Here is a 19,329-nt window from a genome sequence, read left to right as displayed (position 1 = left end):
TAGAATAAGATTTCAACTTTTAGGGATGCGGTTGAGTAGAGAGAGAAGAGCAGTCAGAAGGAAACGAGGTGCCACAAAGGCACCCAGTTTAGTATAAGATTCAGTTCTTGACAAGTTTGCGAGATTAAAAGAGGTGCTAATTTTCCTTAGCATAACGGAAGTCCACAACTCCTGTTGGTGAGACTCCTAGATTAGAAAGTTTTTTATTCATAGCAAATTGAAATGCGTCGTGGTAGATCGGCTCAATAATATGAAAGGTCTCTAGGTAAAGAGAAGCTTGCGACACTAATTCCGAGCGTTTTTGGTGATCTTGCTCTTGTTCTATGTTTTGTAGAATTTCTAGGAAGTCCTTATGGTTGATTGCATAAGGAGGAACTCCTGATGGATAAGCAAAGATCGTTAGAAATGCCATAGGATCAGCAAAGTCTGCGAACCATCCTCCTGTAGCTAAAGAGAAGTTCCCTGAAGATAGGTCTGCTTGGAGAAGAGCAAATTCCTTTCCGACAATAGGGATAGCGAACCCTAAACTTTCTTTCCACTGTTCTCGTATAAGTTGGACTAGTAAAGAACTTGCTGACGAGGAAACGGGAAAGATAAGATTAAGATGTTCGAGATCTTTAGCGGTGATTTGGAGTTCTTCTAAAGCTTCTTTAAAGAGTTTTTTAGCGTAAGCTTGGCGTTGTGCCATCTCTTGTTTTTGATGTTCGGGATAGCTATGAATATTTGTAGGTAGGAGATGATCGGCAGTTTTTGCACGGCCTAAGAATATAGTTGAGACAAGAGCTTCCTTATCTAAGGCTGATGCTAAGGCTTCTCTAAGCTTCATATTGTTGAGGGGGAATTTATTGATATTGAAGGTGAGCCATGAGGTTCCTGCGACATCAAAAGAGTGTAAGTGCCCCTTAGACTGTAAATTGGATAGGGTTTCTTGAGGAATGCGTTCTCCCCAAGGAGGTCCTTGCCAATTGAGTTTTCCCTGATTAAATAGTTTTGCTGCTGTGTTTGCATCGGGAATGAAGTGAATCGTAATCGTTTTAGTTTCCACCTGACTTTGATTATAGTAGTGAGGGTTTTTTGAGAGTTTTATCCATTGTTTTTGTTTGATATTTTTAGGATAGAAAGCTCCGCTTGCTATAGGTAGAGATTTGGATTGCAGGGTTCTTTGAGATTTATGAACGGGGAAAAAGACTGGAAGAGCTAAAAGTTTTAAGAAATGCGAGGTTGGGGATTCCAGGGTAACAACAAGTGTAGATTCATTAGGAGAGTGCACTCCAAAATGGTCTATGGAGAGGTGTCCCTCTTGGATCTTTCGTACATTTTTAATTGGATTCAAGGCAAAAGCATAGATTCCTGAGACTTCTTGAGTAGCTACTTGTTTCCAAGATTCTATAAAGTCTTCAGCTGTTAAGGGGTCGCCATTACTCCAAAAAGCTGATTTCAGTTTAAAAGTATAAGTGAGTCCGTCCGAGGAAAGAGAGTAGTCTTCTGCAAGAGCAGGCTCTATATTTCCTGAAAGATTATTTTCTTGAACTAATCCCTCATAGATATGTTTGACAAGGCTGATTTCTGAAAGAAGTCGCACTTGTCTTGGATCTAAAGAACGGGGTTCATCTCTTATATTAATAGCGAGTTCTCCCCGAGATGTAGAGGAGTGACTGGACTCCTTGCAGCCTTGGAGGACTACGGAGAGGCTAAGGAGAATGGTGATACAGATTCCCACTGATATCTTGCGCATATACGAATTTCCGGAATACTAGAGTTTTTTTGAAAATTTTCTCCCCCTAGACCTGCAATCATAGCAGCATTATCTGAGCATAGTTTAGCAGGGGGGAAGTATACAGGTAGATTACACGCAGTTTGTATTGCGGATCTAAAGTATTCATTAATGGCTACGCCACCTCCAATAAGTATAGATCGGCACGAAAATTCTTTTATAATAGTGGGAAGTTTTTGTGCAATAGTAGTGCAGGCCGCTTTTTGAAATGAAGCAGCGATATCTCTTTGTTTTTCTAAAGATATCTCTGGAGCAGGAGAGCGGGGGCTACTATTATTTCCTTTGATTGCGTAGAGAACAGCTGTTTTAAGACCGCTGAATGAAAAGTCATAGTTTGGGACTTTAGCTGGACTAAAAGGATAACTGTCCTCAGAGCCTTCTAAAGCGAGTTTTTCAATTAATGGGCCTGCAGGGTATGGTAATCCTAGAAAGCGTCCTACTTTATCAAAAGTTTCTCCTATAGCATCATCTCGAGTTTTTCCTATGAGTTTATAGGATGTAGGATTTTCTATAAAAAACGCTGCGGTATGAGCTCCAGAGACCACAAGACCTAAAGCAGGGAATTGCACGTTTTGCGCTGCCATATAGGCAGCATAGAGATGAGCTTCGACGTGATTGACTCCAATCAAGGATTTTTTTGCTCCTATGGCAATGCCTTTACCAAAATGCACTCCTACTGATAGAGAACCTATCAACCCTGGAGTTTGCGTTACTGCAATCAGATCCATATCTTCGATCAATAAGTTGGCCTGTTGTAGAGCTTTATTTATCACTTGTGGGAAGATATGGAGATGTGCTCTTGAAGCAAGTTCAGGAACGACTCCGCCATAGGATGCATGGATATCTTGAGAGGCAATAATATTTGCTAATATCTGCTTATCCTCATTAACTATAGCGCAGGCAGTCTCATCGCAAGAACTTTCCAAGCCTAGGGTGAGCATAAAAAACCAAGAAAAGAAAACGTTGCCTTTTATAGTATGGGGGACTTCTCAATATGAGCAAGTAAAAGTTACATGGGGTTTTTATGAAAAAAAAAGTAACTATAGATGAGGCTTTAAAAGAAATTTTACGTCTTGAAGGAGCGGCAACTCAGGAGGAATTATGTGCAAAACTCTTAGCTCAAGGTTTTGCTACAACCCAGTCGTCTGTATCTCGTTGGCTACGAAAGATTCAGGCTGTAAAGGTTGCTGGAGAGCGTGGTGCTCGTTATTCTTTACCCTCTTCAACAGAGAAGACCACGACCCGTCATTTGGTGCTCTCTATTCGCCATAACGCCTCTCTTATTGTAATTCGTACGGTTCCTGGTTCAGCTTCTTGGATCGCTGCTTTGTTAGATCAAGGGCTCAAAGATGAAATTCTTGGAACTTTGGCAGGAGATGACACGATTTTTGTCACTCCTATAGATGAAGGGAGGCTCCCATTGTTGATGGTTTCGATTGCAAATTTACTGCAAGTTTTCTTGGATTAATTGCATAAATATGATTTCATTATAAATAAATATGCATAAGAGGTCGGAGTGGATCATTGGCTAGCTATAGCAAGACTGTTGTTAAGAGGATGCGGATACACCTTATGTGTGAGCGGAATCGGCATTCTATGTGGTTCTATTTTAGGTCTTTTGATTGGAACGGTGACTTCTCTATACTTCCCTTCTAAGTTAACGAAACTTTTAGCTAATAGTTATGTGACTGTTATCCGCGGGACTCCTTTATTTATTCAAATTTTGATTATATATTTTGGATTGCCTGAAGTTCTCCCCATAGAACCCACACCTCTAGTTGCTGGAATTATTGCTTTAAGTATGAATTCTGCAGCATATCTTGCAGAAAATATCCGTGGAGGTATCAATTCTCTTTCTATAGGGCAGTGGGAATCCGCAATGGTTTTGGGATATAAGAAGTATCAAATTTTCGTTTATATTATTTATCCTCAAGTTTTTAAAAATATTTTACCATCCTTAACCAATGAATTTGTTTCTTTGATCAAGGAAAGTAGTATTTTAATGGTTGTCGGTGTCCCTGAGTTAACTAAAGTAACTAAGGATATTGTCTCGAGAGAGTTGAACCCTATGGAAATGTATCTTATTTGTGCTGGGCTATATTTCTTAATGACAACATCATTTTCCTGTATTTCTAGGTTATCAGAAAAGAGAAGGAGTTATGACAATTAGAGTCCGAAACCTTGCCTACTCTGTAAATAAGAAAAAGATTCTAGATGGTGTAACTTTTTCTTTAGAGCGAGGGCACATTACACTGTTTGTTGGGAAGAGTGGTTCAGGAAAAACAATGATTTTACGTGCTTTGGCGGGCTTAGTCCAGCCCACTCAAGGAGATATTTGGATTGAAGGGGAGGCTCCAGCTCTAGTTTTCCAACAACCCGAGTTATTTTCCCATATGACAGTATTAGGAAATTGCACCCATCCACAAATCCATATCAAGGGTCGTAGTACCGAAGAAGCTCGAGAAAAGGCGTTCGAGCTTTTACATTTGTTGGATATTGAAGAGGTTGCTAAGAATTATCCTGACCAGCTCTCTGGGGGACAAAAACAACGTGTGGCTATTGTACGTTCTTTATGTATGGATAAACATACATTACTTTTTGATGAACCTACATCGGCTTTAGATCCTTTTGCTACGGCATCGTTCCGACATCTTTTAGAAACACTTCGAGACCAGGAACTGACTGTAGGGTTAACTACTCATGACATGCAATTTGTTCATAGTTGTTTGGATCGTATCTATCTTATAGATCAAGGAACTGTTGCGGGGGTCTATGACAAGCGTGACGGAGAGCTCGATTCTGGTCATCCATTATCGAAATATATCCACTCTGCTCAATAGGACTACAGCTGCTAGAGCAGCTGTAGTGATACTTTAGAATCCTGACCAGTGGCAGGAATGAGCGGCATGGACAATATAGAAATCGACAGGGGAGTTTTCAAACTGATTAGTTTGTTTTAATTGTAGAGAGAATCGAGAACAGTTCGGGCTAATCATTAGAGTTTGGTTTGTTTGATGTGCGGCGAGCTCTAGGATATCATATTTTTGTCCTGCAAGCATTGTTTGTCCTAGGAGAGCTAGTGGTATGGTCCTAGGCTGAGACATATTGAAGATATTATCGATAGGAAGCCAGTCTTCATAAGAGTAGACAAGAGAGAGCTGGACTTCTGGTTTTTCGATTTGGAAGATTGAAGGCACCAACACTTTTAAAGATAAGGACCAGGTGTAGGTTCCTGCTTGATTTCCTGAGAGCGTTGTGGAAGTAATCTGGAAGCAATCTGTATCCGACTCTGTTTCCTTGTGTCTTAAAGCACTAAAAGGGAAGCTTCCATCGTTAGATTTGCTTGCACTTTTCCAAGTAAATCCTGAGATTCCAGATGTCAGAAGCCCTAAAGGTAAGGGACTTTCAAGTTTAGGACTCGTCCCTTGGGAATAGAGTAATTTTCCCTTATTTGGCTTTGTAATGGGCTTGTCTTCAACTTTGTCTATAGTGAGCTGCGAGCTTACGTAACGTTCTAAATAATCCTTAGAGACAGCATCTTCTCCATTTTTAGGCTCTCCCAATCCTAAAACGCGATAGCCATTCATATCAATATGACCACGGAACCTACCTCCTGCCACTGACATCATATGAAATTGCAAGGAGGAGATATTCACATCATGAGTAGCGACCTTCTTATGAGTCTCGCCGATCCTTTTACTTAGAGGCTCTAGTAGAGTCTGTACATATCCTACAGAAGCTGCTTCAGATTTTTCAGGGTTTTCTTTGATTAGGAGTCCTTGAATTACGTTCTGGTTCATATCAAGATTTCCAGAAAGAGTCTCCCCTATAGAGGAAAGAAACTTATCAGAGATCTCAATAAGTACAGATTGGATGAGTTGGTCTTGTTGCCCTAAGGATTCTTCAATACTTTCCTCTACAAGTTGTTTGAGAGAAGCGAGTTCTTCTATGACACTGCCTATGGAAAGCTTGAGTGATGCGTTAGTGTTTTCAAGATTAGAGAGGGTTTCTTGAGAACAGTATTTTTCTAAAAGACCGAGGTCTTCTGCTTGTTTCGATAACTTTTGTTTAATTTCTTTGATTTCTTGGAGAATGCTTTCGATTTCTGCATTGGGGGTTTCTACATTTAAAGAAGGGTCTGTTGTTTCCATAATCTTGATGATTTTTTGGATAGCTTTACTGACGGCTTCTTTTTTTGTAGAGGTTGAGTCGAAAGAGTGACGTTTTCTCATGAGTTTTATTCCTAATAATTAATTTAATTTTATTTTTAAGATTTATAAAAATAATTAATTAAAAAGAACTGTTAAGTTTTTATATTGATTCTATTTATTTTCTATAGAATCAAAATTAGATTTTTCCCAAGGGAAGGGGTGTACTGTTGGTGGGGGGGTAGAGTCGCCAAGAGAAGAGAATAGCTTATCGGCAAGACTACTAAACGGGTTCCCAAGACTGTAGCTTTTTAATAGAGCGATTCTAGCGTAAGCTGAAGACCAGTCCACTTCAGGAGACGAGATGGATCCTCGGATTTTTATAAGGAAGAAGTTTTTAGTTTTTAAAGAGGTGTTATGAAAGTATTTCTTAATAACTTCAGGATCGATACCCAAGGTCATAAACAGACGATCATGAGCGATATCAGTTTTCCCCCATAGAGCAAGGCGGATTCTACGATCGATAAGGGCGTCGAAGCGCTTACAAATGATAGAGCCTTTTTGTACAGAAAAGAAAATTGGAGTGAACCAAGATTCTACAAATTGCTTTTGATCCGTAATATCAAGGAATTGGAAAAGAGCATACATAGTTCCTGTATTTGCTATTGAGATTTTCCCCATATCCAATGTTGCGGATTGGATGCGGAATTCTTCAAAAGAATACGGGCGTATAGGGAGATAGAAGTTTTGTTTATCGATCTCTAAGGTTACTGGGTATTGTGAGTAGGCTCCCCCTGCTAAGAGGGGATTAAACTCTTGTAGGAAAGCCTTATTTACATCTTCATTTATACTAAGGTGCGCTGTTAGATTCTCTCTCAGTAAGATGGACTTTTCGTTTAAGATCAGTGGAATCTGAGCTTGAAGGTTTTCAGAGTCGACCATAATGTCGACAGGGCCTTCTCCAAATCGGAACGCATTTTTAATTGATACGTTGATTCTAGGGCCTGCAAGCGAGGATATCTGAGCTTTCAATCCTGGAGACATGGGAATGATTCCAGCAATGAACGAAGAGGGTATGTGAATCCAATTTGCAGTTTGTTTAAATTCTCGAGACTCTGGAGAGAACAGATGATCTACCTGTCCTTCTAATGAAAATTCTGCAAGAGTTTTAGAGTCTTGCCTAGGAGCTAGACACGAGCCTTTAAGATCATATTCTATTTTAGCGTCTAAATTGTTGGCTCGCAAAGAACCTTTAAAGTCATTAATAATAAAAGTCTCTTTAGACACATTATCATAGAAGATCAACGGTGTTGCTTCTAATGAACCTTCAAGTCCTCCTGCGGCAAGAAGCGTGAGACAAGATAAACCTTTGGTTTCCTCTGGACAAGAGAGTTTTGAGATGTCTAAGCGTACATTTGCAGTTCTATGAAGCAAACAGGTGGGAGAGCATGATGCGTTTTTAAAGAAACTTGCATAACGTTCTGGGCTCACTTCCCACTGGAGAGTTCCCTGAGTTCCTGAAGATAGCTTCATAGAAAAGTCCATGACTAACTTCAGTTCTCCTAGGAGAGCTTCTGACTTAAAGTTAGATAGTAGTGTGAGCTTATTCTGATCTTTAGGATTGTAGTTTACTACAAAGTTCAAGTCTCCAGAGGAACCAAAATAAGGAGAGAGACGCACTTGTTTCCCATAGGTCTTAGTAATAGAATCCAGAGGCAAAGAAAATATCTCTCCAGAACCTTGGATTTTCAAGTCTTTTGAAGAAGGTGAAGTTGAGGATTCATCAAGAGAAAGAAGAAGATCAGGGATTAGGATACGCGTATTATTTAGGTCGGGATAGTCTGGATTCTCAATAAGAGCTTGGAGGTTTCCTTTGGTTACAAACTTACCTCCATCCGTATGGAAGGAAAATGTCAATTTCTTCAAATGGAAGGGGGCTAGGTGATTAGAAACTAGGCTGAGTGGCAGAGAACAAAATTGTCCGTGGATGAGTATAGAGGTAGTTTCAGGTTTTATAGGTTCATTAGGGGAACCAAATTTTGCATGGATGAGCAGCTCATTTTCTCTTGCAGTAATTTTTCCAGAAAATTTAGGGAAAAAGAGATTCGTATCGGTAATTTGTGCTTTTCCTGAGAATCTAGCTTCAGCGTAAGAGAAGTGGGGAGAGAGAATCTCCTGCCATTTTTTATTAAAGTGGTACGTTCCTTGCCCTTTAAAAAGAAAATTTTTCCATGCTCCAGACATGGAGCATGACAATTTCAATAGCGGGTTATCTAGGATAGCATCTGCCTCTAAGTGAGCATTTTTGTACGTCCCTTCGATATTTAATGAATAATAAGCAACATCCAGGGGAACATTGATCACGAAAGGTTGAGGGAAAATGGCTCTTAGATAGGTGTGGGGGAGTTGTGCTTGTTGTAGACGAAATTTAGTAAGATGTTTTTTGTTATCTATACTGATTAAACCATTAAGGTGAGAGGGAGAAGCTCCTCCTAAGACTGTAGATGAGGAGTAACGGATGTCTGAGAATTTCTCCGTCTTTTTAATTCCTAGCTTTGTGTCGCGCAGCTGTAATGCAAGATTAGGGTCTTTCGGATGTATTGCGACTTCAGGGAGCTGTGCTTGAGAGGTAATTTCAATATGTTTCCATTTCGTAATATCCAAGGGAATTTTAGCATAAGAGACCGTAGCATGGATTTGCTTACTAGTAATGGGTGTGGACAGCGGAATGATCTGGTTGCAAAGAGCTGAGGCGAGCTCAGGTTTAAGTTCTATGAACGAAGAACTCCCTTCTACAATATAAAATGTGGATTTATGAATATGGCCTTGAAGCTTCATTTGAATTTGATTTCCCTCGCCAGAGGCTGTCATAGAAATCTTACCATCATTGGTATGTGTTGCCTCTGCTGATAGATTGATTATGTCTTCATAAGAGAGAAGATGGTCCCAGAAAGGGGAAGCTATAAAAATTTTAAAAAATGCAACGGGAACTGAAGAAAACTGAGCGGAAATACTGACATCAGGAGAAAGTACACTCTCTATAAAGATGTTCCCGGATTGCTGATCTTCAGAGACCACGCATTTCGTCATGAACTTTTCTGAGGATTTCTCTAGATAAAACCCTGATACAGATAATGAAGATCCTGATACTGTCTTCATAGTGATAAATCCGTGCTCAGAAATAATCTTGCAGTCATTTAGGTAGGTAAGTAAAGATCCTGGATCTAAGTGACTCACAGAAGGATGGTCTATAGAGGCAGGCTCATTAATTTTTAAAGACCATCCTGATAGAGTAATCCCTTTAGGCTTTTTATAAATCAGAAGACGTAATAGAGATCCGTCGAGTTCGAATTTCTCAGCAGAAAAGACCTCATCTTTAGCTTCTCCAGTGAGTTTTATTTTTCTAGCTGTTTGCCGTCCAAACCATGAAATCTTAAGTTCTTCAGCAGAACACGAGAGTCCGGATTCTTTATGAATCAGGGAAAACACAAGGTATTTCCCTGATTCTGTTGAAAGTAGTTGGGGCAAGAATATAAGGAATCCCAAGACAATGCTGCTGCCTAAACAGATTCCCAAAATTTTAAGCCATGATCTTCGTTTCATTTGATTCGCCTAGCAATCTCGCTAAGAGTAAGATTCTCTTTATTTTTAGAAGCTTGGTTAAATATGTTCTGGAAGCTGTTTTCTATGAAAGTAATCCCAAGGTCGGGATTGAATTTCTTGAAAATTTCCCGATGCAGGAGTTTGTCAGCAATATCTTTGATTGTAAGTTCAGAGAAATTGAAGACAGGCTGGTACCCATTGTTATAAGGAAAAAGAAAACCTTCTTTTTCTAATACATCTAGACATTGAGAGACCTCACCAATAGGTACTTTCGATTGTTTGGCGATGAATTGAGCAGTTAAAGGGGAGAGGCCTTCATTGAACTGACGTGTTGTCAAAGCTAGAATATATGTTGAGGTAATGAGTTGTAAATAACAGCTGGGCAGGATTTTGTCCCCAAGAAATATGAAAGTGCACCCTCGATTCTGGATAATAAATGTCAGTGCTCCTCCGAATAGGTAGATCATTGTATAGATATATAGCAGGAGAAGGAATGAAGGCAGGGCTACGAGGGCGCCATAAGTGAAGCTATAGTTAAAAATAGAGACTTGAAGGCTAAAGAATGCCTTTTGAAAGACTATCCATACAGATCCTATGATTAGCGTAGAGATAAGAGCTGATGTTTTTTGGATTGCAACGCGAGGAAGAAAAGCATAACAGCAAAATAGAGCTAGGTAGAGCAGCAGGTAGGGGACAAACCTAGAAATAAAGTACAATGCTGTCATGGAATGGCTGAGAGAAAACAACTTAGCGTATTGGATAGGCATGATCTGTGTAATATAAATCCAGGAACCACAGACGATAATAAAAATCATGGGACTCACTAAGGTAATCACAAAATAAGAGACTAACCTCTTTAAAGATATTGGAGTCCAGCTGGTGCGGAAGATCTTATTTAGGCCATCTTCTAGAGATAAGAGCATTAAAATGCCAGCCCAACAGAAAACAAAAAAGCTTCCAACTAGGACTAATCCTATATTGCTTTCTGTAGCATGATATGCGGCTTCCACAATAGCTACGATTGGCTTTTTATAATCTGGGAATTTGATAATCAACCATTCTTTCCAATTCAGATTAGTGAATAAGTGTTGGGAAAGCCTTAGAAAGAATACTAAAATAGGAACACAAGTAAGCAAACCATAGTAGCTTAACACGCAGGCTTCCTTGGAAGCTTCGTTATGTAGTAAGACTTTTATTGATTGAATGATCGCTTGCAGAAGTCCATTGTTTCGAAGACGTTGCTTCTGACCTGTTTTTTTTTTAGAAAACGGGAAAAGTTTTCGAAACATAATGCAAGAATTTAGTGTTTTTTATTTATTCTAATAAAAAACCTAATTAAATAATTAAAAATTTATTTTATCTTAATGCATGAAATCATAAGGAATAATGGAAATTCCTTTCGACAAAGGTTTTCTGCCTTAGCTCGTTTTCCTGTTGAGGTTTTTGAAGATGTCCATTCCTCAAGACCTGAAACTAAGAATCCATGAGAAGACAGTTCTTTAAACCAATAGCTTAGAGGAAAGTGAAAGGAGAGGGTAGAAGGCGAATCTTTTTGTCCTGGGTGAGCCATGATTGGGATTTTCATTGGGGAGAGATAACGATCTATATGACGAGAGATAGCTTTTTTATTTTCATCATAGTGCCAGGATGATGCCCTAGGAATACGAAAACAAGGATGGTTTAAAACTATAAAAAATTGCCCGAGTGGTTCGAGGAGCGTAGCTGTATTACGTATAGCCTCTCCGGGGAATTCCATATTTTGAAGGGAGAGGATTGCTACTGCATGAGAGAATAATGTCGGTTCTACGAACTCTAGGCGTTTGCTAAGATCTGCAACCTTAAACTGATGAGAGTTTACCGATCGCATTTTCTTTGCTAGAGCAATCAATCTAGAAGAGATATCTATGCCTAGATAACGACATTCCTTAGGAAGGGCCCTTTCTAAAAAACCTTGACCGCAGCCAATATCCAATACAGAACTTTTTGAACCTAAGGTGAGTGAAGGCAGGAGTTGGGGAAGGATAGTTTCTCTATGATAGTAGTGCCCTTTATCTTGGACTATCTTATTGTAACTTGAGGCTATACAATCCCAAGAGGTTTCCTCCTTATGAGAACTATTTTTTTTTCTTCGAGAAAGAAATTTTGAATGCATAGGTAGGGTTCTAGTGTAAGTGAGAAAAACTCAATCCTAAAAGAACAAGCATAAGACGCAGGAAAATTTGTTGCAAATATCTTTAATGAGTGAGTTCATTTCAAAAAAAAATAAGCAGTAAAGTTAAAACTTTACTGCTTATTTTCTAAGGAAGTCTTTGAAGACTTTACGGCAGATTACTGACCATCTCCTGTTGCTCTATCTACGGGTGAAGATGGTTGTGATACTGGGGGAGTACCTCCTTCGTCTTCTTCTTGACTTTCATCACCTTCAACTACAGGTGTTGTTGGTGGAGGTGTTTCACGACGTCCGAAAGTTCGATCACGTACACAAGCAATGAACTCGGACTCAGCCTTCTGAGCTTCTTGTTTCATTTTTTCAAGGGCTGTGACCTGCTCTGCCAAATTTTGCTCTTGGGCTAGCATCGCATCAATACGTTGTTGCAAAGATGTTTCATGTTGGGCCAACTTTTCTATTTCTTGACGTAGCGCAGAACAAGCTTGGCTTAGCTTGTTCTCAGACTCTAACAACTCACCTACTACTCTTGTTAGAGCTTGATCTTGTACTAATAGATTCTCAACTGACTTTTGCAATGCTGTAGATTGATTGTGCATTCCTAGAATTTCAGCTTGCAATGCTTGAATTTGCTCTTGCATTGCTTTAACGTGTGTTTGAGCCTCTTGCACCCACTCTTGACCCAATAACACTTTCAATGCTTGAATAGAAGTATTTATCTGTTCAACAACTTTGGAATCCCAACCGCTTATTAATTTCTTTAGTTCAGACGAAATTTCTTGAGCATCTCCAGCGTTTGCTTGGATAAGTTGATTAATTCGCTCTAGTGCTTCTAATTGTTCGCTAAGTTTAGAAACCTGCTCTTCTAAGTCCTCAGCAGTTGTTTTTAAATTACCGTTTTCATTTCTAAATGCTTCGATTTCAAGTGTAAGTTGATCTTTAGCTGCTTTTAAATCCTTTACTTCAGTCTCAAGTGTTGTGGTTATGACTGTCAACCGTTGATTCTCACTTGTAAATCGAGAGACCTCTTCTCTGAGCCTGCGTTCTTCTCCTCCACTTATAGAATCTTTAAGGATTAAACCTAAAAGCACCATAGAAACAAAGAAGATAACAAGAAGGGCAATACCTATTCCTGGGGTTAGCGCTCCAGATAGACCTAGAATTGTTCCGAGTGCTCCTGATGTGGCTGCAATTGCAAATAGTATGTACTTAGCTACAATGATAACCTTTTCAATGAAACTAGAACGAGGTTTTGTTGTAGGAATACCTGGAGTCGTGGGCGCTGGTATTGGAATGTTTGGTGCTGAGGGTGTGTTATTTACAGGAGATGACATAAGAATTTTATCCTTAATAGGTTAACTTGGATAAGAATTGTTGTTTTTCTCGATCTAAAAATCAAGAAATTTATACCTTTCTTGCTGAGGATCCAAAATATATTTAATCATCTTTATTTCACTAATTTGATGTTTGATGAAGGTATAGGAGGTTAGAATCACAATATATTTGCTATATCATAATCCTTATCTCCAAATGCATTTTCATTAGTGAAACAGAAAGATTAATCTTGGGATTTTTGTATAAAAAGAAAAGAATTTTTAATAAGAAATGTTCAATGGTTCTTTGAAATATATTCGTTCTGTATTATGGTAGTAGTCCGTATTCATTTTCTATTCATACAATGAGTAGGAGTTCATGAATACATCAACCAGTAAATATAAATAGTAGAAAGTTAAAGCTCACTCTACTTTAAATTTAGCGTAGTGAAGTTGAGATAGGCTGAGGTGAAGAAACAGGAATCCGTATTAGTTGGCCCTTCGATTATGGGGGCAGATCTTACCTGTTTGGGTGTAGAAGCAAAAAAACTAGAGCAGGCGGGAAGTGATTTTATACACATAGATATCATGGATGGCCACTTTGTTCCGAACCTTACTTTTGGTCCAGGGATCATTGCTGCCATTAATAGATCTACGGATCTATTTTTAGAAGTCCACGCTATGATTTACAATCCTTTTGAATTTATAGAAAGTTTCGTTCGTTCTGGTGCGGATAGAATTATAGTACACTTTGAAGCTTCAGAGGATATAAAAGAGCTTCTATCTTATATAAAAAAATGTGGGGTTCAAGCGGGTCTAGCTTTTTCTCCCGATACTTCAATCGAATTTCTTCCTTCTTTCCTTCCGTTTTGTGATGTCGTTGTGCTAATGTCAGTTTATCCGGGATTTACAGGACAGAGCTTTTTACCAAATACAATAGAAAAGATTGCTTTTGCACGTCATGCGATAAAGACTTTAGGTTTAAAGGATTCTTGTTTAATAGAAGTAGATGGAGGCATAGATCAGCAATCTGCGCCGTTATGTCGAGATGCAGGAGCAGATATTTTAGTCACAGCTTCTTACTTATTCGAAGCAGATTCATTAGCAATGGAAGATAAAATTTTGTTGCTGCGAGGAGAAAATTATGGTGTTAAGTAGCCAATTATCCGTAGGGATGTTTATTTCTACAAAGGACGGTCTTTATAAAGTAACCTCAGTGTCTAAGGTGGCAGGGCCCAAAGGCGAATCCTTCATTAAAGTCGCTTTGCAGGCTGCGGATTCTGATGTTGTTATTGAGAGAAATTTCAAAGCAACTCAAGAGGTAAAAGAGGCTCAATTTGAAACCCGCACTTTAGAATATTTATATCTTGAAGATGAAAGTTATCTTTTTTTAGATTTAGGAAATTATGAAAAGTTATTCATTCCACAAGAAATCATGAAGGATAACTTTTTGTTTTTAAAGGCAGGTGTGACTGTCTCTGCAATGGTCTATGACAATGTGGTTTTTTCTGTAGAGCTGCCTCATTTTCTAGAGCTTATGGTATCAAAAACAGACTTTCCTGGAGATTCTCTCTCTCTTTCCGGAGGAGTTAAGAAAGCTTTGCTGGAAACAGGAATTGAAGTTATGGTCCCACCTTTTGTAGAAATTGGTGATGTTATAAAAATAGATACGCGGACTTGTGAGTATATTCAACGCGTCTAATTTCAATTAAAGAAGACTTGGTATGGACTTAAAACAAATAGAAAAGCTCATGATTGCTATGGGACGCAATGGTATGAAGCGTTTTGCTATAAAACGTGAAGGGCTTGAATTGGAGTTGGAAAGAGATACTAGGGAGGGGAATAGACAAGAGCCTGTGTTTTATGACAGCAGGTTATTTAGTGGATTTTCTCAAGAACGACCTATCCCAACGGACCCTAAAAAAGATACAATTAAAGAGACTACTACAGAAAATTCAGAAACTTCTACTACAACAAGTTCCGGAGACTTTATAAGTTCTCCTTTAGTGGGAACTTTCTATGGTTCTCCAGCCCCAGATTCTCCTTCTTTTGTAAAACCTGGCGATATTGTTTCGGAAGATACTATTGTTTGTATCGTTGAGGCTATGAAAGTAATGAATGAAGTGAAAGCAGGAATGAGTGGGCGTGTTCTTGAAGTATTGATTACCAATGGGGATCCTGTCCAATTTGGGTCTAAGTTGTTTCGTATAGCTAAAGATGCATCATGAAAAAAGTCTTAATCGCTAATAGAGGGGAAATTGCTGTTAGAATTATACGTGCCTGTCATGATTTAGGATTGTCGACAGTGGCTGTATATTCTTTAGCAGATCAAGAGGCTCTCCACGTACTTCTTGCTGACGAGGCTATTTGTATTGGAGAGCCTCAAGCAGCAAAGTCTTATTTAAAGATATCCAATATCTTGGCTGCCTGTGAGATCACAGGAGCTGATGCTGTGCATCCTGGATATGGGTTTTTAAGTGAAAACGCAAACTTTGCTTCAATATGCGAGAGCTGTGGCTTAACCTTTATAGGGCCGAGTTCAGAGTCTATTGCTATGATGGGGGATAAGATTGCTGCGAAGTCCCTGGCAAAGAAAATCAAATGTCCTGTTATTCCAGGTTCTGAAGGCATTATTGAAGACGAGAGCGAAGGTTTAAAAATAGCTGAAAAAATAGGTTTCCCTATTGTTATTAAAGCCGTTGCTGGAGGTGGGGGAAGAGGAATTCGTATTGTTAAAGAAAAGGACGAATTCTATAGAGCGTTTTCTGCCGCACGTGCAGAAGCCGAAGCCGGTTTTAATAACCCCAATGTTTATATTGAAAAGTTTATAGAAAATCCAAGGCATTTAGAAATCCAAGTCATTGGGGATACCCATGGAAATTATGTGCATTTAGGAGAAAGAGACTGCACCATTCAACGGCGACGTCAAAAGTTGATTGAAGAGACTCCTAGTCCCATTCTCAATGCGGAAATCCGAGTCAAAGTAGGAAAAGTTGCTGTAGATCTAGCAAGAAGCGCCGGATATTTTTCTGTTGGAACAGTCGAATTCTTATTAGATAAAGACAAAAAATTCTACTTTATGGAAATGAATACCCGAATTCAGGTAGAGCATACCATTACTGAAGAAGTCACAGGTATAGATCTTGTAAAAGAACAGATTCATGTAGCCATGGGAAATAAGCTGCCTTGGAAACAAAAGAACATTGAGTTCTCGGGTCATATCATCCAATGTCGCATTAACGCTGAGGATCCTACCAATAATTTCTCACCATCTCCAGGTCGTTTAGATTATTATCTTCCTCCTGCAGGTCCTTCAATTCGTGTAGATGGAGCTTGTTATAGCGGCTATGCAATCCCTCCTTATTATGATTCTATGATAGCAAAGGTAATTGCTAAGGGCAAAAACCGAGAAGAAGCTATAGCTATCATGAAACGAGCTTTGAAAGAGTTTCATATCGGTGGTGTGCAGTCTACAATACCTTTCCACCAGTTTATGTTGGATAATCCGAAGTTTCTAGAATCTAATTACGATATTAACTATATCGATAACCTACTTGCTCAAGGAAATTCTTTTTTTAAAGAATTCTAAATAATTTAAGAATCTTCCTTAGGGCTCTTGAAGCTCGGAGGCTTTTCTAATTAAATTTACAATGGTCTAAGAATTATTTTTATATAAATATTTCTTTATAAAAAGATGATTTTTAAATTTATTAAGCTGTTGTTGAATTAATAGCTTCTTAATAAGTGCATGAATTGTTTAAAATAGACGGCGTTTATTATTTTTTTAAAAAATTTATGAAGCTATTTTATAATAATTATTCTTTAAATTCTCATCATGAAAAACCTAGCAGTTTAGAAAAAGCTGTGCAAGCCCTCGACTCTTATTTCTATTGGGGAGGGGATACAACAGATGTTCTAGCTAGAGACGATATTTCTAGGGAGATTTATTGTGTTAGACGTCTTTACATAAGATTCTGGATTGTAAGTATAAGCCAGTCTTTATCCAGAATACCGTGGCGTCTGAAACGTATCCTTCTCAGATATTGCACGCTCAGAGGGAAGTACGTGATGCCTATTTTAATCAAGCGGATTGCCATCCTGCTCGGGCTAATCAGATTCTCGAGGCTAAGAAAATCTGTTTATTAGATGTTTATCATACTAATCATTATTCCGTATTTACTTTTTGTGTAGATAATTATCCAAATCTCCGCTTTACATTTGTATCTTCAAAAAACAATGAGATGAATGGCTTATCTAATCCTCTAGATAATGTTCTTGTAGAGGCTATGGTACGTAGAACACATGCAAGAAACCTACTTGCAGCGTGTAAAATTCGAAATATTGAGGTTCCAAGGGTTGTTGGGCTTGACCTAAGATCTGGGATACTCATTTCGAAACTAGAATTGAAGCAACCTCAGTTCCAAAGTTTAACAGAAGACTTCGTAAATCATTCCACAAATCAGGAAGAAGCTCGCGTCCATCAAAAGCATGTGTTGCTAATTTCTTTAATTTTACTTTGCAAGCAGGCCGTTCTGGAATCATTCCAGGAAAAAAAGCGATCCTCTTAAATGTAAATGACGCAAAAACTCCTAACTATTCCTGTATTTTTGAATCTATAGGGTTCTTTAATGAACAAGACCTTGAAGCACAACACAACCAGCAAGCCGCGTTAGTGCGAAAGATTTTAAAGGTAGTACCTCATCACTTCTTAAAGGGATTGATCGCTAAGTTGCCAAGATCTCTTAAGAAAGACAGAAAGTTCATGTCCTCCTTAATTTTCACTAAGTTGAGTTATGCTTTAGATCTCTCCGCTCCTATGCATCTTGAAGGCAAACCTAACCTTTCTTATGAGGAGAAGTTAGATTGAGTGAAAGAATACTTAGATTTTCTAGTGCAACGGAATGTTGAAAGAGATCCTCAAACAAAACGTCACTGTACGGTCTCTCAGAAATTTGGAGGAGAATCTATAGATGCTAAAACAACTACAGGTCAGCTTTTCCATATAGCTGGTAAGACCGAACCTGGGCACGGTAAGCTTTGTTTAGGTGAGAGCATTTTAAAACAACTGCTCGCGCTAGGCATTATCACAGGTTATGAAAACAGAGAAAGAGAAGTGTGGGTGTACTTGGACTAAACTGTTCAAGGCATGCACTAACAAAAGTTCTCTCCCGAATCTCGGGGAGCTTTCATTATAGACTTCCTAAGATAGAGAATTCTTAGTTCTGGATACTATACGTTCAGAATTAAGAATTCCTTAGATAGGGTGGGTTTCGTATTCCTTTTTTCATATATTTCCTTTACAATTTTCAAATTATGCTAGAGAAGCTGGGACAAGCTAGGGTAACGGCAGGGTCTTGTTTAGCAAAATTTCAGACCGAAACGTTGTTGAAAAGCTCCTTTAAGTAGGACAAAAGAGAGCAAACGAAATCAAAATTCATTTTCTTAATCTCCGAGGAATCCATGAAACAGCCCATGTCTCTTATCTTTTCAAGTGTATGTTTAGGATTAGGTCTTGGATCTCTTTCCTCCTGTAATCAAAAGCCCTCTTGGAATTATCACAACACTTCAACGAGCGAAGAATTCTTTGTTCATGGAAATAAGAGTGTTTCGCAACTGCCTCATTATCCTTCTGCATTTCGTACGACTCAAATCTTTTCTGAAGAGCACAATGATCCTTATGTCGTAGCTAAGACTGATGAAGAGTCTCGTAAAATTTGGAGAGAAATCCATAAAAATCTCAAAATCAAAGGTTCTTACATTCCCATATCGACTTATGGAAGTCTGATGCACCCAAAATCAGCAGCTCTTACATTAAAAACGTATCGTCCACATCCTATTTGGATAAATGGATACGAGCGTTCTTTTAATATAGACACAGGAAAGTACTTAAAAAACGGAAGTCGCCGTAGAACTTCTCACGATGGTCCGAAAAATCGAGCTGTACTGAATCTCATTAAATCTTCGGGACGACGCTGTAATGCTATAGGCCTTGAGATGACAGAAGAAGACTTTGTAATAGCTAGAAGGCGAGAAGGTGTTTATAGCCTGTATCCCGTTGAAGTGTGCTCGTATCCTCAGGGGAATCCTTTTGTCATTGCTTATGCCTGGATTGCAGATGAGAGTGCTTGCTCAAAAGAGGTCCTACCTGTAAAAGGGTACTATTCTTTAGTCTGGGAAAGCGTTTCTTCCTCTGATTCTCTGAATGCTTTTGGAGATTCCTTTGCAGAGGACTACCTCAGAAGCACGTTTTTAGCAAACGGAACTTCTATACTCTGTGTTCATGAAAGCTATAAGAAAGTTCCTCCTCAGCCCTAAGAAAAGAAG

The 19,329-nt window shown here is 38.8% G+C and carries 18 protein-coding genes; 11 read left to right on the top strand and 7 right to left on the bottom strand.

Annotated elements, in window-relative coordinates; genetic code table 11:
- Positions 1–136: 136 nt before the first annotated feature.
- Both CPB_RS00990 and tsaD read right to left on the bottom strand, forming a co-directional pair.
- Positions 137–1,735: a peptide ABC transporter substrate-binding protein gene (locus CPB_RS00990; protein ID WP_010882846.1), complete on the bottom strand. Its 1,599-nt coding sequence runs from the start codon at positions 1,733–1,735 to the stop codon at positions 137–139.
- Positions 1,681–2,715: a tRNA (adenosine(37)-N6)-threonylcarbamoyltransferase complex transferase subunit TsaD gene (gene tsaD / locus CPB_RS00985; RefSeq protein ID WP_010882845.1), complete on the bottom strand. Its 1,035-nt coding sequence runs from the start codon at positions 2,713–2,715 to the stop codon at positions 1,681–1,683. The genes CPB_RS00990 and tsaD overlap by 55 nt, the downstream gene beginning before the upstream one ends.
- An 83-nt stretch (positions 2,716–2,798) precedes the next feature.
- Here tsaD and argR point away from each other — a divergent pair, with 83 nt between their 5' ends.
- The 3 genes from argR to CPB_RS00970 are packed head-to-tail and all read left to right on the top strand — an operon-like array spanning position 2,799 to position 4,614.
- Positions 2,799–3,242, top strand: a complete 444-nt coding sequence (gene argR, locus CPB_RS00980) for an arginine repressor (RefSeq protein WP_010882844.1) — start codon at positions 2,799–2,801, stop codon at positions 3,240–3,242.
- 48 nt (positions 3,243–3,290) lie between these two features.
- Positions 3,291–3,944 carry an amino acid ABC transporter permease gene (locus tag CPB_RS00975; RefSeq protein ID WP_010882843.1) on the top strand — a complete coding sequence of 218 codons (654 nt, stop codon included), beginning with the start codon at positions 3,291–3,293 and terminating at the stop codon, positions 3,942–3,944.
- The gene (locus tag CPB_RS00970; protein ID WP_010882842.1) at positions 3,934–4,614 is read left to right on the top strand and encodes an ATP-binding cassette domain-containing protein; all 681 of its coding nucleotides are present in this window, start codon (positions 3,934–3,936) and stop codon (positions 4,612–4,614) included. Before CPB_RS00975 ends, CPB_RS00970 begins: the two co-directional genes overlap by 11 nt.
- A 33-nt stretch (positions 4,615–4,647) precedes the next feature.
- Here CPB_RS00970 and CPB_RS00965 read toward each other — a convergent pair whose 3' ends face one another.
- The 5 genes from CPB_RS00965 to CPB_RS00945 all read right to left on the bottom strand — a co-directional run bounded on the left by CPB_RS00965 (position 4,648) and on the right by CPB_RS00945 (position 13,026).
- A complete protein-coding gene (locus CPB_RS00965; RefSeq protein ID WP_010882841.1) occupies positions 4,648–6,006 on the bottom strand; it encodes a hypothetical protein in 1,359 nt (452 codons plus the stop codon).
- Between the two features lie 90 nt (positions 6,007–6,096).
- Positions 6,097–9,525 (bottom strand): hypothetical protein, encoded by a 3,429-nt coding sequence (locus CPB_RS00960; protein WP_011126080.1) that lies wholly within the window; start codon positions 9,523–9,525, stop codon positions 6,097–6,099.
- The gene (locus tag CPB_RS00955; RefSeq protein WP_010882839.1) at positions 9,522–10,814 is read right to left on the bottom strand and encodes a YihY/virulence factor BrkB family protein; all 1,293 of its coding nucleotides are present in this window, start codon (positions 10,812–10,814) and stop codon (positions 9,522–9,524) included. The genes CPB_RS00960 and CPB_RS00955 overlap by 4 nt, the downstream gene beginning before the upstream one ends.
- A gap of 62 nt (positions 10,815–10,876) precedes the next feature.
- Positions 10,877–11,677, bottom strand: a complete 801-nt coding sequence (locus CPB_RS00950) for a class I SAM-dependent methyltransferase (RefSeq protein WP_010882838.1) — start codon at positions 11,675–11,677, stop codon at positions 10,877–10,879.
- Positions 11,678–11,853: 176 nt separating this feature from the next.
- Positions 11,854–13,026, bottom strand: a complete 1,173-nt coding sequence (locus CPB_RS00945; RefSeq protein ID WP_010882837.1) for an inclusion membrane protein IncA — start codon at positions 13,024–13,026, stop codon at positions 11,854–11,856.
- 447 nt (positions 13,027–13,473) lie between these two features.
- On the opposite strand from CPB_RS00945, the gene rpe reads away from it, so the two are divergent.
- From rpe to CPB_RS00900, 8 genes are all read left to right on the top strand, one after another.
- On the top strand, positions 13,474–14,163 hold the full coding sequence (rpe, locus tag CPB_RS00940) for a ribulose-phosphate 3-epimerase (RefSeq protein WP_010882836.1): 690 nt from the start codon (positions 13,474–13,476) through the stop codon (positions 14,161–14,163).
- Positions 14,150–14,707 (top strand): elongation factor P, encoded by a 558-nt coding sequence (locus CPB_RS00935; RefSeq protein ID WP_010882835.1) that lies wholly within the window; start codon positions 14,150–14,152, stop codon positions 14,705–14,707. The genes rpe and CPB_RS00935 overlap by 14 nt, the downstream gene beginning before the upstream one ends.
- A gap of 22 nt (positions 14,708–14,729) precedes the next feature.
- The gene (gene accB, locus CPB_RS00930; RefSeq protein ID WP_010882834.1) at positions 14,730–15,233 is read left to right on the top strand and encodes an acetyl-CoA carboxylase biotin carboxyl carrier protein; all 504 of its coding nucleotides are present in this window, start codon (positions 14,730–14,732) and stop codon (positions 15,231–15,233) included.
- Positions 15,230–16,594: an acetyl-CoA carboxylase biotin carboxylase subunit gene (gene accC, locus CPB_RS00925; protein WP_010882833.1), complete on the top strand. Its 1,365-nt coding sequence runs from the start codon at positions 15,230–15,232 to the stop codon at positions 16,592–16,594. The genes accB and accC overlap by 4 nt, the downstream gene beginning before the upstream one ends.
- Positions 16,595–17,018: 424 nt before the next feature.
- Entirely contained in the window at positions 17,019–17,573 is a 555-nt protein-coding gene (locus tag CPB_RS05755) for a hypothetical protein (protein ID WP_010882831.1), read from the top strand.
- The gene (locus CPB_RS00910) at positions 17,522–17,872 is read left to right on the top strand and encodes a hypothetical protein (RefSeq protein WP_010882830.1); all 351 of its coding nucleotides are present in this window, start codon (positions 17,522–17,524) and stop codon (positions 17,870–17,872) included. Before CPB_RS05755 ends, CPB_RS00910 begins: the two co-directional genes overlap by 52 nt.
- Positions 17,873–18,139 carry a hypothetical protein gene (locus CPB_RS00905; RefSeq protein ID WP_010882829.1) on the top strand — a complete coding sequence of 89 codons (267 nt, stop codon included), beginning with the start codon at positions 17,873–17,875 and terminating at the stop codon, positions 18,137–18,139.
- A 326-nt stretch (positions 18,140–18,465) separates the two neighbouring features.
- A complete protein-coding gene (locus tag CPB_RS00900) occupies positions 18,466–19,320 on the top strand; it encodes a gamma-glutamylcyclotransferase family protein (RefSeq protein WP_010882828.1) in 855 nt (284 codons plus the stop codon).
- Positions 19,321–19,329 lie beyond the last annotated feature (9 nt).

This window comes from Chlamydia pneumoniae TW-183 (assembly GCF_000007205.1).
GTDB classification, from domain to species: domain Bacteria; phylum Chlamydiota; class Chlamydiia; order Chlamydiales; family Chlamydiaceae; genus Chlamydia; species Chlamydia pneumoniae.
The sequence above is the reverse complement of the archived record's forward strand: the minus strand, read 5'-3'. Positions and strand labels throughout refer to the sequence as shown.